Source organism: Corynebacterium sp. S7, assembly GCF_054401105.1.
The window spans coordinates 113,786-129,172 of sequence record NZ_CM136760.1 but is presented as its reverse complement, the minus strand read 5'-3'; the positions used below and the strand labels follow the sequence as shown (position 1 = coordinate 129,172).

Sequence of the window (15,387 nt, the reverse complement as noted above, 5' to 3'; positions counted from 1 at the left end):
CGCGTTCTACTATCTACCGATTTAGGGTTTTGGCCCTTCTGAGGGGTTAAAAAGGCATATCCGTCGATGTTGCCCGAGCATGCTGAAGCCCTGCCAGCAGCAACTGGCAGGGCTTAAGGGGAGGGATTTAATTACTCAGAGCGACGTGCGGCGAGGATTGCAACGTTCTCCTCAACCTTCTTCTTCTTCAGTGGGTAGAGGAAGATCAGGGCCAAGGCAACGATGACGCAGCCGATGCCTGGAACCAGGTTGGCAAGTGCATACACGCCGTCGAGAGCTGCCTGCGACTGCGCTCCACCGCTAGATGCAAGTGCAGAGTCGAAGCCAACCCAGGTGAGGGACGCACCGATGAGGAAGCCGGCGAGAGCCTGGCCGAGCTTGCGAGCCCACGAGTAGACAGCGTAAACGGTACCGTCGTCGCGGGAACCAGTGGTCACTTCCTGGTGGTCAATGACGTCGGTAATCAATGCCCAGATCAAGTAGTTGAAGATGGCGATGCAGAACATAGCTACGGAGTAGAAGACGATCCAGACAACTGGGTTGGAGACCTTCAGGAAGTACGCCGCGATCAAGACAACACCACCGATGAACATTGCAACGATGCCGGTTTCTGCCTTACCGAACTTCTTCGCCAACCAAGGAGAGAGCACGATCAGGACCAGGGATGGCACGAGGCCGAAGAAGTTCGCTGGGGACTGCAGCTTGCCGTTGCCGTAGTACTCAAGGAACAGGTAACCAAGCATGCCGCCGAGGAACATCATGGACAGGAGCAGGCACAGCGCCGCCACAATCAGACCCAGCAGCGCACGGTTGCTCACAACCGAAGCAAGCATCTTGCCAATGCCAATGCTTTCCTTCTTCGCGTTTGGATCTTCAACAACGCGCTCTTCAACCAGTTTGTAGCAGATCGCGTAGCAGACAACTGCGAGGATCGAGCAGACGATTGCCGCCCACTGCATACGCTCACCGGAGAGGATGGAAACGCCAGCTTCGTTGGTGACGTAAACAACCAGAGGGAGCACAGAAGAGATCGCGATGTTCGCCAGGGTTCCACCAGTGGAACGCCATACGGAGAGGTGCGAACGATCATCAGGATTAGGAGAGATGACCGATGCCATGGAGCCGTAAGGAATGTTGATGGCGCTGTAACAGAAGGAGCCCCAGAGGAAGTAGGTGGCTGTCATCCACACGACCTTGGCCGTGTAGGAATCAAAGTCCGCAACGAAGGCCATGTACATCAGCGCCGAAGCGATGGCCACTGGGATTGCGATCCACTTGATCCATCGCTTGAACTTGTAGCCGGCGTGCTTGTTAGGCAGGCGGTCAACGATGATGCCCATGACCACGTCGGTGAAGGCGTCGAAGATGCGCGCGACAAGCAGCAGAACACCAACGTGAGCAGCGGTGATGCCCACAACGTTGGTGTAGAAGATCATGAAGAAGGTCGACTGCAGAATGAAGGTGAAGTCATTACCGAAGTCACCGAACATGTAGCCGACTTTGTCGCGGATACCAAACGGACGGACATTGCGCTCAACCGTTGTGGGCGCTGGAGTTGCTTGGGTCGTACTCACGGGGGTCTCCCATTCGAAAGATTTGTAGTCAAACAGATTGAAAAGCATTCAATCACACAAATGGTGATACGTGTTATCTATTCCGAACCTTATGGCCTGAGTCACTTTCTCCACGGGGGTAGCCCCTCGCCCTACTTGCAAATGTGAGATAGGCCACATGGGTTTCCATATGAAGTAAAACGCTTCAAATAAATAAGTGTGACCTTTATAAACCCACCGAGATCACACATAAGGCGCAGGCTAGCGCCCCAAAAACTCCCCTCAATTGCATTGCCAGGAAGCGGGGGTAGCTACTCAAGCTCGATTACGCGCTCAATACCGATCCGGGCGCAAAAATCCTCATCGTGACTCACTACTACAAGCGCACCTTCATAGCCCTCTAGCGCCGAGACCAGCCAATCTACGGTCGAGATATCAAGGTTGTTAGTGGGCTCGTCGATAAGCAAAAGCTGCGGTGCGGGGGTGCTCAGCAGCACGCGGGCAAACTCAACACGGAAGCGCTCGCCACCCGAGAGCGTGCCCACCTGCGCGTGCACCTCGTCGTTGCGGAAGAGCAGTTGCGCCAGCTGATTGCGCACGTATTGCGGGTCTGTGTCGGGGTTCGCATCGAGAACCAGCTCCAGCACCGTCTTTGAAGGATCCAGCTCAATGCGTTGGCGCAGATAGCCATGCGCCCCGATCACATAGTCCACCTCGCCGCGGTCGATCTGATTCAGCAGCGTCGTTTTTCCGCTGCCGTTCGGCCCGGCAATGCGCACGCGCTCCGGGCCCACAATGGTCAGCTCGCCAGCGGCCACGGCGCGCGTGCCGTTCGCCAAATGACTCTCGGGCAGCTCGATGAACACGTGGTCGCTATCACGCACTTTGCGCTGCGCCGCATCGAAGTTGTCGCGGGCCTTCGCCACAGCTTCTGCGTGCGCATTTTCGCGTTTCGACGAGGACCTCTCCGACTTGTTTTTATCCATCCCCATGGCGATGGGAGGTTTTCTCTTCTCCGCGGCGAACTTCTTGCCCCGGCGCGCGTCTCTAGCCAGGCGGGTCTGCATCGCCTCCCGCTCGCGGACTTGCTTGCGCTCGTCGGCTTTCGCCTCGCGCACCTCTTGCACCGCGCTAGCCTGCTCCTGCTCGATCGCTTCGCGATAAGCCACATAATTGCCGTCGAAAAAGCGCAGTTGGCCGTTGTACAGCTCCGCGATCTGGGTGGCGTGCGCGAGCAGGTCACGGTCGTGGCTAACAACGAGCACAGGTATCGACGAGTGCGTGACCCGCTTGATCAGGGTCTCTTTTGCCTGCGAATCGAGGTTGTTGGTGGGCTCGTCGAGGACCAAGAAGTCGGGGTTGTGAAAAAGGGCGGCGGTGAGCGCGATCGACACCGCTTCCCCACCGGAAAGTGTGCCCACCGTGCGGGTCAGGGGCAGGTCGAGGCCAACTTCGGTGAGCTTGGCGGTGACGGTTTCTTCCACGTCCCATTGATCGCCGATGATGTCGAGGAGCTCGGGTTCATATTCGCCGGCTTCGACTTTGGCTATCGCATTCAGGATCTGGGTAATGCCGAAGATATCCGCGATGGTACTCGCAGTATCCAAGCCTAGGTCTTGTGGCAAGTACGCGATGTTGTCGGGTGCCTGCACGGTTCCGAGCGTTGGTTCGAGGCGGCCCACCAGCACCTTGAGCAGCGAGGATTTTCCGGTGCCGTTATCACCAACCAGGCCCGTCAAATGGCTGCCGAAGGTACCACTGAGATCAGTGAAACAAGGGGTGCCGTTAGGCCACGTCAAAGAAAGGTTCTGAAAATTTATAGGCATGCGTGATCGTCTTTTCTGCAGTTCGGATTCTTTAAGCGAATGCGAGACGAATGAGCACTATGCCTTTCCTTTCTTCGACAACAGGACGGTTATGAGACTACACAGAGTGCGTTGACGAGTAAAGGGCGGTTTATGGGATTGCCCGTTATTACTTATTCAAACTTGGGGTCGCGATTAATCCCGAGTCCAATACGACCTCAACTGTTGCTTCGTAGTGCAACCTCAATGCGCGTGTCGCGCGCTCAACGTCCTTGTCGATTACTGCATCAAGAATTTCTTTATGCTCACCCTCGACATCTCGACTATCCGGCGCGACATGCTTTGCGGCCCACGATCGGTAGAGCTCCGTCGAATCAAACAAGTCTGAGGAAATGCGGATCATTGGCTCGCAGTTGCATGCTTCAATCAATTTCAAATGAAAGACCTTGTGCAGCGATTGCCAATCAAAGCTCACTCGATCTGGAGATTCCGGATCGCGGCGAGGGGTCCTATCCAACTGATAATTGGCGGCAATGATCTCGGATTCCCAATCTAACGAGCCCCGTTCAATAGCCAGTTTAAGAGCCAACGCCTCGGTTTGGATACGCAGTTCAGTGAGATCCTCGAGTTCTTGGAGCTCTAAATCTCGCACAAAGAAGCCTCGATTCGGACGAGAAACCACGAGGCCCGTTCCGGTCAGGTGAACCAATGCTTCCCGCACAACAGTAGTGCTTGTATCAAGTTGTTTTGCCAGTACAGAGGGCTGCAGACGAGTGCCTGGTGCCCATTCTCCACTGAGAATTAGACGTCTAATGGAATCGAGTGTTGCGCTCCGGGCATTAGCCATTTCTCCTCCGTTCACCCGCTTCGTTACTAAATACTTAAATATTAACCCAACAATGCACTTGCGGTAAATAATATATTTTCTCTTGACTAGTGTTTTATTTACATATAATCTTCGTGCAAGCGATACAACGTATCGCAGATCACAGACTTTGTACTTTGTCGTTCGGAATACATTTAAAGGAGGAATCATGAAAGAAACTCTTGAAGCAAATGACTCTCAGCTCGAGGCGCAAGAATCAGACTCCAAAGAAAAGCAGGCGCAAGTCAGAAAAGTTCTGCTGTCTAGTTACCTTGGTAGCTCGGTTGAGTACTACGACTTCCTGGTCTATGGCACCGCAGCCAGTCTCGTCTTCGGCCAATTGTTCTTCAGTAACCTCACCCCACTCGTGGGCACGATCATGTCGTTCGCGACATTGGCGGTTGGCTATGTAGCTCGACCCCTTGGCGGCGCAATCTTCGGACACTACGGAGACATTCTCGGCCGAAAGAAAATGCTCGTTCTAACCATGGTCCTCATGGGCGTTGCGAGTACCTGTATCGGCTTGATTCCTACCCAGTCCCAAATCGGTATGGCCGCACCATTACTGCTGGTCTTTCTTCGCCTGATTCAAGGTATTGCAGTTGGAGGCGAGTGGGGCGGAGCTACTCTCATGGCTCTCGAGCACTCTAATTCCAATAAACGTGGTTTCTCCGTCGGCATTGTGAATGCCGGCGCACCTACCGGAGCTCTCTTAGCTTCGGTCGTGATGGGTATCTTCTCCTTCCTTCCCGACGAACAGTTCTTGTCTTGGGGCTGGCGCATTCCATTTCTGATCAGCGTCGCCCTCGTTGCTGTCGCACTGTGGATCCGTCTTGGAGTAGAAGAATCTCCAGTTTTCAAGGAAGCCCAGGCAAAGGTTGAAGAGGCAGAGGCAAAGTTCAAGAAACGACGCCCGCCTATCGTGGAGGTATTGCGTCACCCGAAGCCACTGCTGCTATCGATGTGTTCCGGTATCGCACCGCTCGGCGTTCAATCCCTACTCGCAACATTTGCCCTCACCTTTGCAGTTGGCGGAGGTGCGGACCGCACAACGGCACTCTTCGCGATGGCAGCCGCTTCCGTGGTCAACATCTTCACCCTGCCACTCTTTTCCGCACTCTCCGACCGCGTCGGACGCCGACCGGTGCTGTTAACCGGCCTCATTCTTGCTGCTCTACTCGCACTTCCAGTATTCAGTTTCATCGGCTCTGGCCAAACCACATTGATCTACGTCGGCTACTTCATCGGCTACGGCCTGCTCGTAGGCATGATGCTTGGCACGCTGAGTGCATTCATTTCCGAACAGTTCAGTACGGGATCGCGCTACACCGGCGCATCGCTCGGATACCAGCTGGGTGCCACCCTTGGCGCAGGCTTCTCCCCAATGATCGCTACTGCTCTTCTGAACCAGGCCGGTACGCACACAGCCGTTCCTATTGCAATCTATGTCGCAATCATTGCCGCTATCAGTGCAATTGCTGTCTTGTTGAGCCGGGAATCTTCTCGCCTCAACTTGAACGCTTAATTCCCAGCTCAATCGCATTTCTACCAATCGAAAGGTCTCTATCATGAACTACATTTCCTACCGCACCCCTGCCGGAACCGATACCTGGGGAATCTCCCATGAGGGAACCGTCTACGACCTAGGCCCATCCGGGCTCAACCTCGCAGAATCTGTGAAAGGCGCAATCCAAGCTGGTGTCTTCGGAACCGTGACTCAGGAGCAACTTTCTCAAGCCCCACAAATCTCCGAGTCTGAGGTCACTTTCCTCCCCGCAGTCCCAGATCCTGTCAAGATTCTCTGTATTGGCGTTAACTACCGAACCCATCAGAAGGAAACGGGCAAGGGCCTAGATATGAAGGTTCCAACAGTATTTACCCGCTTCACTGACAGCCAGATCGGCCACCTGCAACCAGCAGAGATGCCCTCCAACACAACTCAATTCGACTACGAAGGCGAACTTGCTGTAGTCATCTCCAAGCCGGCTCATCGTGTTTCCACCGAGGAGGCCATGGACTATGTTGCTGGTTATGGCATCTACAACGATTTCACCTGCCGAGATTGGCAGCGCGAAACCACGCAGTGGATCCCCGGAAAGAACTTCCCCGGAACTGGTGCATTCGGCCCATATCTGATTCCGTTGAGCGATATTGAGGATTTCGATTCGAAGACCCTCGAAACCCGCGTCAACGGCGAAGTCCGCCAGCATGCGTCGATGAGCGATCTTTACTTCTCTATTCCTGAACTGATCGCACACATCACCGGATTCACAAAGCTGAACCCAGGCGACGTAATCATCACTGGCACCCCAGGCGGCGTGGGCCTGTTTATGGATCCTCCGGCACTTCTTAGCGAAGGCGACAAAGTGGAAGTAGAGATCACCGGACTGGGTATCCTCAAGAACACTGTCAAGGCGGTGGATTAAATGTCTAACGTTGACAAGACCGATGTCTTAGTTGTCGGAGCGGGACCCATCGGCCTGATCGCTGCCAACCTCATGGCAGACCAGGGACTAAACGTTATCCTCGCAGAAAAGAACCATACGACTTCGGATCTGCCCCGCGCGATTAGTGCCACCGACGAAACCCTCAGGATCATGGAAGAAATTGGGATCCTAGACAAGCTCGCTCCTGAAATGCTGCTGAATACCGGAGCCCGCTATTTCGGTCGAAATGACCAACTACTCGCCGAAGTACATCCTGCACGAATGGTCTTGGGGCAACCCGGAAAAAGCCAATTTGATCAGCCCGTAATGGAAGCCTTGCTTCTCGAAGCAGCTGAAAAACGCAATAAGATTGATCTGCGCTTCGATACCGAAGTCTTCGGCGTCAGGGAAACCGGGAGCGGGGTTGAAGCAGATCTCATCGACGGCACTGGCAAAACAACTGTCAATGCGAAATGGATCGTGGCAGCCGACGGTGGGCGAAGCCCAATGAGAGCTCAACTCGGAATCACCCTGGAAGGATCCACGCAGACTCAGAAATGGATCGTCCTCGACATTGTCGATTCGGAAATCAAGTCCGAAGCGTTTTCTGAATTCCATTGCAACGGTTCACGTCCTGTCGTGGTGGTTCCAGGGGTTAATGGCCGGCGCCGATACGAATTCATGCTTCTTCCTTCAGATTCAGAGGAGGTGGTTACCACGGATGATTTCATCATCGATCTCGTCTCTCCTTTCGAAAAGATCTCCGCCTCCAATATTCGCCGGGCGGCAGTCTATGTTGCTCACCAACGCATCGCTGCTACATTCCGACGTGGGCACACGATTCTCATCGGTGATGCAGCACACCTCATGCCTCCTTTCGCTGGTCAAGCGCTCAATGCTGGAGCTCGCGACGCGGCTAACGTCGCATGGAAAATCTCAGAAATTGTTCAACATGGAGCTCCTGAATCCTTAATCGATACCTATGAGGAGGAACGCCGACCCCACGCGGCTGACATGGTGCGCTTGTCGCACCTGATCGGCAAAGTAGTCATGGCCACCAACCGCTACCTCGTCTTGGCTCGCGATGTCGCGGTCAATGCGTCGGGACTAATTCCCCCATTGAAAAAGTGGATTACTGGGATGCGTTTCTTGAAGCAGCCCCACTACACCTCCGGGTGCGTGGTTCCATCTAGTGACAAAACCCTTCAAAAGTTTGTGGGTTCTGCAGTTCCCCAGCCTTCTTTGACCACGGCGGACGGCGAAAAGACTCCGATGGACCGACTCCTCGGAAACGGCTGGTCACTCGTTCGTATTCAAGGTGCAGGAAACATTGAGATCGCCTCCCTGCAAGAACCAGGCAAAAAGGTTTCCGCAATTGATTCCGACGGTCAATTCGCAGAAATTCCACACAACACAACCTTGATCATTCGTCCAGATAGGTACGTGGCGGCTGCAGTTCCACGATCCCAAGAAACCGTTGCTTTGAACGAGCTAGCTAAACAAGTTCCATCGCTGAATTCTAGAAACCAATCGCTTGCCTTCTAAAAGGTGAAATTCTTCTAACTTCCAAACAGAAAGGTCAGTCAATGTCTTGGGGACTAATCTCTGAAATGGGACACATTTCCATTCAAACCACCGACGTCGATGGCTCAATTTTCGACGCAACGCAGCTTCTAGGGTTGCACGTAACCGAGCAGAATGAAAACGAAGTCTATCTCTCGTCAAATGATCGGCACCACGAATTGGTCTACGTGGATTCGACTGTCAATGGTATTGATTCTCTAGGCCTCGTCGCTCGCGACGCTCAAGCCTTGAAAACAATTCGTCAGCGAGTTGAAGCTGAAGGCCTCAAAGTTATTAGCGAGACTCCGACTTCAGCGGGAGTGCAAGACGGATTCTCGTTTGTGGGGCCCGAAAACTGGGTATTCGAGATCTACATTGGGATGGAAAAAACCGATCCCGGGCTCCAGGGCTTCGGGCCAGATCGGTACGGGCATTTCAACTTTCACCCGAAGAACGCTAAGGCCATGATGGAGTTCTTGCGTCGAGTTCTTGACTTCCGACTTTCAGACATCATTGGTGATGATTTCGCCTATTTCATGCGTTGCAATTCAGATCACCACGGTATCGCCTTGATTCAAGGGCGCGGCACCTTGCACCATCACGCATGGCAGACCCAATCGGTCAATGACCTTGCAAAGCTTGGAGATAGGCTCGGTCGAGCAGGCCGCGAACTGATTTGGGGACCAGTCCGTCACGGAGCTGGCCACAACATTGCTGCCTACTACGTGGAAACATCCGGTGCTGTCGTTGAACTGTATACAGACCTTGAGCAAATTTACGACGACGACCGCGACCCAGTTATCTGGGGTGCCGAGGAGAACTGGTGGAATATGTGGGCAAACCGTCGCACCGATGACTTCCGTTCCTTCGGAATCGAAACAGCGAAGAATCCACGCGGTTCTCGAATTTCCACAAGTTCACGTTAGTTTACAGTGCTTAACATGCGCGCAATAAGAGTTTCCCACCCCGGCGGCCCCGAGACACTCCGGATTGAAGATGTCCCAATTCCTCGCCCTAGCGGCGACGAGGTCCTGATCAAAGTGTCCGGTGCCGGGCTGAACAGGGCCGACACCCTCCAACGAGAAGGCGGAGGCAACCTACCAGCGGGAGCCACCGATATTTTGGGAATGGAAGTTTCGGGCACAATCGTCGACACCGGTGAAGAAGTCGTCGCCCTACTTTCTTCTGGCGGATATGCGGAGTACGTTTCCGCGCCCAAGGAGCTGGTACTTCCTAAGCCGCAGTCGAGCACGGTGTTGGAAGCGGCCGCGCTTCCTGAAGTCGCAGCCACGGTCGTTTCAAATATCTTCATGATCGGCCATTTCCAACCAGGAGAAACCGTGCTCATTCACGGTGCGACCGGAGGTGTTGGAACTTTCGCAATCCAACTGATTAAAGCCTTAGGAGGAAAAGTTGCAGTAACTGCGTCTTCAGACGAAAAATTGCAGTTCGCCGCAAACCTCGGAGCTGACATCCTGATCAACTACCGAGACCAAGATTTCTCTCAGATCCTTGCTTCTCTCGGAGGGGCTGACATCATTCTCGATACCGTGGCTGGGCCCTACTTAGACAGAAATCTCCAAGCTCTGAACACGAATGGGCGAATTGTCACGATTGGTAGGCAAGATGACGGTGCTGCCCCACTGGACTTCCGCACTCTAATGAAAAAGAAGGCGTCGGTAACGGGAACCTTGCTGCGAGATCGTCCATTGCACGAGAAAGCCGAAATTATGCGTGAGACGCACAAGATCGTTTGGCCACTGCTCGAATCTGGCCAAATTCAACCCGTGATCGACCGAATCTTCCCGCTGAGCAAGGCAGTCGAAGCTCACGAATACTTTGACTCCAACAAGCACATCGGGAAGATCCTCCTTGATTGCGAAAAGTAGGAAAGTCGTCCCTTGCCTCAGCTCCCTCTGCTAGACCGAGTGAGAGAGTAAAGGGCTACCCAGTGCTCAACTGTGAGACCCGAAGGCAGTGCAGAGGCCCGAACTCCGATTTCGTTCAGCCAGGTTTGAGCCTCTCGTCGCGAAGCGAAAATCTTTTGCTTGAAAAGAATCTCCGCGATGCCTCTCCCTTTCCCCGTGTAGATTCCATGCACTACGTGCTGAAATCGCTTCCGCTCCCTAGCCTCGAGAAGCGGTTTGGACCTGCGGCGCATGGTCAAAATCCCACCATCGACATTGGGTCGCGGGGTAAATGCGCGTGCCGGGACTCGACCTTCGAGAGAAAACTCGAACCACGGAGCCCATTGGGCTGTCATCATCGTTGAGGATCCAACACCGGCTCTCCGGCGGGCGACCTCCCATTGCATGACAAGGATGGCGTCGGTCCACCCGGGAGCGCGGAGTAGGTGGCGCAGGATTGCTGTCGTGATATCGAAAGGAATATTCCCGACGATAACGTGCGGGGAATGCGGGAGATGAAACTTTAAGAAATCACCCTGAATGATGGTTACCTGCGGGTCAGGGAACTTCTTGCGCAGTTTGCCAACCAGCCGCGGGTCAATCTCGACAGCAGTGAGATCGCGCCCCGTTTTAACTAAGTACCTGGTAATTGCACCTTCTCCCGGACCAATTTCGACGATTGGCCCCTTGGTTACGGCGACGAGGGAGGAAATTTGCGACAACACCTGGTTGTCGGTAAGAAAATTTTGGCCGAATTCGTGACGGCCTGAGTGATAAGCAGACAAGTGAGCTCCAAAAATCAAGAGATTTGGAGCCGGGCATGAAAAATTGACCGCCCGGCTCATATGACCGGTGCGGTACATCCTCTTAAAAATCTTTGAGGTGAACCGCCTTAGCGGATCAACCAAATCCGCGCGATGCGGCAAATAATTACGCCCATGCGCCTAGGCTAACAGGCGCGATACCACCAAGTAAATCTTCCCTGGGAACCTACTTCTTCCCCAACGGCGGGATGATCTTGCGCGCGATGAGATCGTCGAGAAGCTCTAGCGTGCGCGAAATAGTGTCGTGGCAGCCGTCAAAGCCTGCCTTGCGCAACTTGATGGTGGAGCTGATGTTGTCCCACTCTGAGTTCCAGATCATGTCGGCGAAGTTCCAGTCCACGACGCGGTTCCAAGGAACTTCGCGCAGGCCATGACGCTTTACAATCTCGTCCCACAGGCCAGCGTAGCTTGGCATCTGGTCGGACAGTGTCATGGTTTGTGGCTCGTCGAGCTCAAGGCCGTAGTGCTCGGCGACGGCGGCGAAGACGTGGCTCCAGCGGATCACATCGCCGTTGGTGAGATTGAATGCCTCGCCATAAGCCTCCGGCGTCTGTCCCGCCCACTCGGTGGCCTGGGCCAGCAACTCGGCATCGGTGACCTGGTAGAAAACCTGGTCATAAGTAGTGCGCGACCCTGGGAAACGCAGTGGGATTCCCAGTTCGCTGGTGATGGAAACGTAGGCTGCCAATGCCATGAGCAGGTTCATTGGGGTGCCTTGGGCATAGCCTTGCACGCCTTCGGGCCGGAAGATGGTCCACTTGAAACCACGTTCGGTGGCCAGTTTTTCTAAGAGTTCTTGCTGGTCGTAGTAAAAGTTCGGGCTGATGAGGCGCTTGTCGTCTTCTAACGCCGGCGTCTTAAACCTGCCCAGATTCGCACCGTAATACTTCATGCCTTGGTACAAGGTGACGTGTTCTAGTGGTGCACCCACCTTGTCTAGCGCATCAAGGGTGTTGCGTAGCAGGTCAACGTTGACCTGGATCAGCTCCTGCGGATCCTGCTTTTCAATGTAAGCGCCGAACACAAGGTGGGTCGTGTCCGCAGCTTTCTGCATGGCATTGGTAGCCGATTCTAAGTCCAGCAGGTCACCTGCGATGTGCTCGTAGCCTTCGGTTTCATCAGGAACGGAGCGCGTAATACCGCGCACGGTCAAACCTTTAGAAACGAAGTATTCAACAACATTGCGCCCGATTACACCTGTTGAACCTGTGACCAGCACTTTGGAATTGCCTGACATAGAGCACCCTTCCCAGCCTAAATGGCCTAAAAGACAGAATAATATTCCCAATTCTACGCCCTCTCACATCACGATTGATTAACAATATTGTTTCCGTGCAAAATACTGTGGCCTGCGACACACAAGGGGTCTATGGTCACAGATAAGGTCAATCGGTTTTTGAGACGGCCCCGACTCCCCGGGACTGCCCGTACCAAAGGAGGATCGGATGACTGCCATAGCTCCAAGAGAAATAGAAAGAACCCTGCCTAGCAGGCCAGAACCTAGCGGAAAAGGACTCAAAGGCACCGTTTTCTGGGATGCACTCACCACTACCGACCACAAGAAGCTGGGCATTTACTACTTAATTATGTCGTTTATGTTCTTCTTCGCAGGCGGCCTTATGGCGCTGCTCATGCGCGCCGAACTTTTCAGCCCTGGCCTGCAGTTTCTGTCGAACGAGCAATACAACCAGCTCTTTACAATCCACGGCACCATGATGCTGCTGGGATTTGCCACCCCAATCGTCTGGGGTTTCGCGAACTTTGTGGTCCCGCTGCAAATCGGCGCGCCTGACGTTGCCTTCCCAAGGCTGAACGCCTTCGGCCTGTGGATCACAACAGCTGGTGGCATACTTATTCTTTCCGGGTTCCTGACTCCAGGTGGCGCGGCTGACTTCGGCTGGACCATGTACGCCCCGCTCTCGTCGTCAGAGGGCACACCCGGCGTCGGCGCAAACCTGTGGATTCTCGGCGTGGGCATGCTGGGCATTGGCACCATCGCCTCTGCCATCAACATGATGACCACAATGCTGACCATGCGTGCCCCCGGCATGACCATGTTCCGGATGCCCGTCTTCTGCTGGACCATTTTCATCACCGGCATCATGGCACTGATGATCTTCCCGCTGCTCACCGCAGCCGCGCTTGGTGTGCTCTACGACAGGCTGCTCGGCGGGCACATCTTCGATTCCGCCAACGGCGGTGCCATCTTGTGGCAGCACCTATTCTGGTTCTTCGGCCACCCCGAGGTCTACGTCATCGCACTTCCTTTCTTCGGCATCATTTCCGAGGTGATCCCAGTCTTCTCCCGCAAGCCAGTCTTTGGCTACGTTGGCCTGGTTTTCGCCACACTCGCCATTGCTGCTTTGTCCATGTCGGTCTGGGCCCACCACATGTTCGTCACGGGTGCGGTACTGCTGCCCTTCTTCTCCTTCATGACCTTCCTAATTGCCGTGCCCACCGGCGTGAAGTTTTTCAACTGGGTGGGCACGATGTGGAACGGGCATATCACCTGGCAATCGCCAATGATTTGGGCATTGGGCTTCATGGGCACCTTCCTCTTCGGTGGCCTAACCGGCATCATGCTCGCCTCGCCACCACTTGATTTCCAGTTGGCGGATTCCTACTTCCTGATCGCTCACTTCCACTACACCGTCTTTGGCACTGTGGTGTTCGCATCTTTTGCGGGCCTCTACTTCTGGTTCCCAAAGATGACTGGGCGCATGGCCGACGAAGGCCTGGCGAAGATGCACTTCTGGATGACCTTTATCGGCTTCCACGGCACGTTCCTGATCCAGCACTGGCTAGGCAATATGGGCATGCCTCGTAGGTATGCGGATTACCTCGACTCGGATGGGTTCACCCTCTTCAACCAGATCTCAACGGTCTTCTCCCTAGTGGTCGGCCTCTCGGTGATTCCGTTCATTTGGAATATGTTCAAGTCCTGGCGCTACGGCGAAGTTGTCACCGTGGATGATCCGTGGGGTTACGGCAATTCACTGGAGTGGGCAACGTCGTGCCCACCTCCACGCCACAATTTCACCTCGCTGCCGAGGATCCGCTCGGAGCGCCCAGCCTTCGAGCTGCACTACCCGCACATGGTGGAACGTATGCGCGTAGAAGCACACGTAGGAGGCCATAATTAACCCCCCACCAGCACACCATTGCAGGGCCTCACGCCCGCGTCTACAATGGAGACTGTCAATAGTTTAAAATTAAAGGAGTTTATCATGGCACAGCTTCAAGGCAGGTACGACCACGTTATTGTTGGAGGTGGAGTCGCAGCCGACAAGGCCGCGCGCGCGATCCACGAGGCCCAACCGGATGCCACCATCGCAATTATTTCCACCGACGCCGACGGCCCCGTTTACCGCCCAGCGCTGACCAAGGATTTGTGGAACGGCGACAATCCCGATCCCGCATCTCAGGATTTGGCCACGGCGTCAGACACCGGTGCGGAGCTTTTCACCTCCACCACGGTCGCCAGCATTAGCCCCGCAGATCACGCTGTGACCACCGCCGACGGCACCACCGTCGAGTACGGCAAGCTCCTTTTGGCTACAGGTTCCACGCCACGCAAGTTTGGCACGCTTGACGACGATCGCCTGGTCTATCTGCGCACCGTCGCCGATTACCGCAAGCTGCGCGAATTAGTCACCGAAGGAACACGCGTAGCCATTATCGGTGGCGGCTATATCGGCTCCGAAATTGCTGCGGGCCTGACCCATACCGGCGCGAAAATCACCAACTACTTCCTAGGTGAGCGCCTCCTCGAGCACATGTTCCCCGAAAGCATCGTCGACCACCTAGAAAAGGTGTACAAGGATCACGGCATCGAACTTGTCCCGGGCTTCAACTTAAAATCCATCGACGCGGGTGAAGAAATTACGCTGACCTCAGCCGATGGTGATTCCGTTACCGCCGACGTTGTAGTACTCGGCCTAGGCGCCATTTTGAATACGGACCTCGCCGAAGCTGCAGGTCTGGCCATGGAAAAGGGTGCGGTGCTCGTCGATAAGCAACTGCGCACAAGCGCCGAGGACATCTGGGCTGCCGGCGACATCGCGCACTTCGACGACCCTCTCTTTGGCTCGCGCCACATCGAGCACGTGGATAACGCGTGGGCATCAGGCACCACTGCAGGCAAGAACATGGCCGGGGCGGGCGAAGACTACGACTACACCCCGCTGTTTTTCTCGGACCTGTTCTCCGACGGCTACGAGGCCATTGGTTTGTTGTCTACACGGTTGGAAATGAAGGAGTTCTGGAACGACGATCACACTGCCGCCGTGGTGTGGTACCTCGACGGGGACAAGGTCCAAGGCGTACTTTTGTGGAATACCTGGGATTCGGTTCCTGCCGCTCGCGAGGCGGCGCGCAAGAACCACTCCGGCGAGCTCTCCGTGGAGGATCTCGCTGAACAGATCAAACCAGGCGGTTAATTAAG

General features: G+C 54.7%; 12 protein-coding genes. 7 read left to right on the top strand and 5 right to left on the bottom strand.

Features of this window, described 5'->3' with window-relative positions; genetic code table 11:
* Nucleotides 1-131: 131 nt before the first annotated feature.
* From ACXZ66_RS00650 to ACXZ66_RS00640, 3 genes are all read right to left on the bottom strand, one after another.
* On the bottom strand, nt 132-1,574 hold the full coding sequence (locus ACXZ66_RS00650) for an MFS transporter (RefSeq protein ID WP_458749746.1): 1,443 nt from the start codon (nt 1,572-1,574) through the stop codon (nt 132-134).
* Nucleotides 1,575-1,864: 290 nt separating this feature from the next.
* Nucleotides 1,865-3,379: an ABC-F family ATP-binding cassette domain-containing protein gene (locus tag ACXZ66_RS00645; RefSeq protein ID WP_458749745.1), complete on the bottom strand. Its 1,515-nt coding sequence runs from the start codon at nt 3,377-3,379 to the stop codon at nt 1,865-1,867.
* A 148-nt stretch (nt 3,380-3,527) separates the two neighbouring features.
* Nucleotides 3,528-4,205: a GntR family transcriptional regulator gene (locus tag ACXZ66_RS00640; protein ID WP_458749744.1), complete on the bottom strand. Its 678-nt coding sequence runs from the start codon at nt 4,203-4,205 to the stop codon at nt 3,528-3,530.
* Between the two features lie 187 nt (nt 4,206-4,392).
* Between ACXZ66_RS00640 and ACXZ66_RS00635 the strand changes: the two genes are divergently transcribed.
* The 5 genes from ACXZ66_RS00635 to ACXZ66_RS00615 are packed head-to-tail and all read left to right on the top strand — an operon-like array spanning nt 4,393 to nt 10,101.
* The gene (locus tag ACXZ66_RS00635) at nt 4,393-5,748 is read left to right on the top strand and encodes an MFS transporter (protein ID WP_458749743.1); all 1,356 of its coding nucleotides are present in this window, start codon (nt 4,393-4,395) and stop codon (nt 5,746-5,748) included.
* Between the two features lie 43 nt (nt 5,749-5,791).
* Nucleotides 5,792-6,649, top strand: a complete 858-nt coding sequence (locus tag ACXZ66_RS00630) for a fumarylacetoacetate hydrolase family protein (RefSeq protein WP_458749742.1) — start codon at nt 5,792-5,794, stop codon at nt 6,647-6,649.
* Complete coding sequence (locus ACXZ66_RS00625; RefSeq protein ID WP_458749740.1) at nt 6,650-8,194, top strand: FAD-dependent monooxygenase; 1,545 nt, start codon at nt 6,650-6,652, stop codon at nt 8,192-8,194. It abuts the gene before it with no gap.
* A 41-nt stretch (nt 8,195-8,235) separates the two neighbouring features.
* The gene (locus tag ACXZ66_RS00620; protein ID WP_458749738.1) at nt 8,236-9,138 is read left to right on the top strand and encodes a VOC family protein; all 903 of its coding nucleotides are present in this window, start codon (nt 8,236-8,238) and stop codon (nt 9,136-9,138) included.
* Nucleotides 9,139-9,153: 15 nt separating this feature from the next.
* On the top strand, nt 9,154-10,101 hold the full coding sequence (locus tag ACXZ66_RS00615; RefSeq protein WP_458749737.1) for an NAD(P)H-quinone oxidoreductase: 948 nt from the start codon (nt 9,154-9,156) through the stop codon (nt 10,099-10,101).
* Between the two features lie 17 nt (nt 10,102-10,118).
* Here the strand turns inward: ACXZ66_RS00615 and erm are convergent, their stop codons facing one another.
* Together erm and ACXZ66_RS00605 are read right to left on the bottom strand one after the other, a co-directional pair.
* Nucleotides 10,119-10,904, bottom strand: a complete 786-nt coding sequence (gene erm / locus ACXZ66_RS00610) for a 23S ribosomal RNA methyltransferase Erm (RefSeq protein WP_458749735.1) — start codon at nt 10,902-10,904, stop codon at nt 10,119-10,121.
* A 205-nt stretch (nt 10,905-11,109) separates the two neighbouring features.
* Nucleotides 11,110-12,180, bottom strand: coding sequence for an SDR family oxidoreductase (locus ACXZ66_RS00605; RefSeq protein ID WP_458749733.1), 1,071 nt, complete (start codon nt 12,178-12,180; stop codon nt 11,110-11,112).
* Between the two features lie 208 nt (nt 12,181-12,388).
* Here ACXZ66_RS00605 and ctaD point away from each other — a divergent pair, with 208 nt between their 5' ends.
* Both ctaD and ACXZ66_RS00595 read left to right on the top strand, forming a co-directional pair.
* Nucleotides 12,389-14,086 (top strand): aa3-type cytochrome oxidase subunit I, encoded by a 1,698-nt coding sequence (gene ctaD / locus ACXZ66_RS00600; protein ID WP_458749731.1) that lies wholly within the window; start codon nt 12,389-12,391, stop codon nt 14,084-14,086.
* An 84-nt stretch (nt 14,087-14,170) separates the two neighbouring features.
* On the top strand, nt 14,171-15,382 hold the full coding sequence (locus tag ACXZ66_RS00595) for an NAD(P)/FAD-dependent oxidoreductase (protein WP_458749730.1): 1,212 nt from the start codon (nt 14,171-14,173) through the stop codon (nt 15,380-15,382).
* Nucleotides 15,383-15,387: the final 5 nt, after the last annotated feature.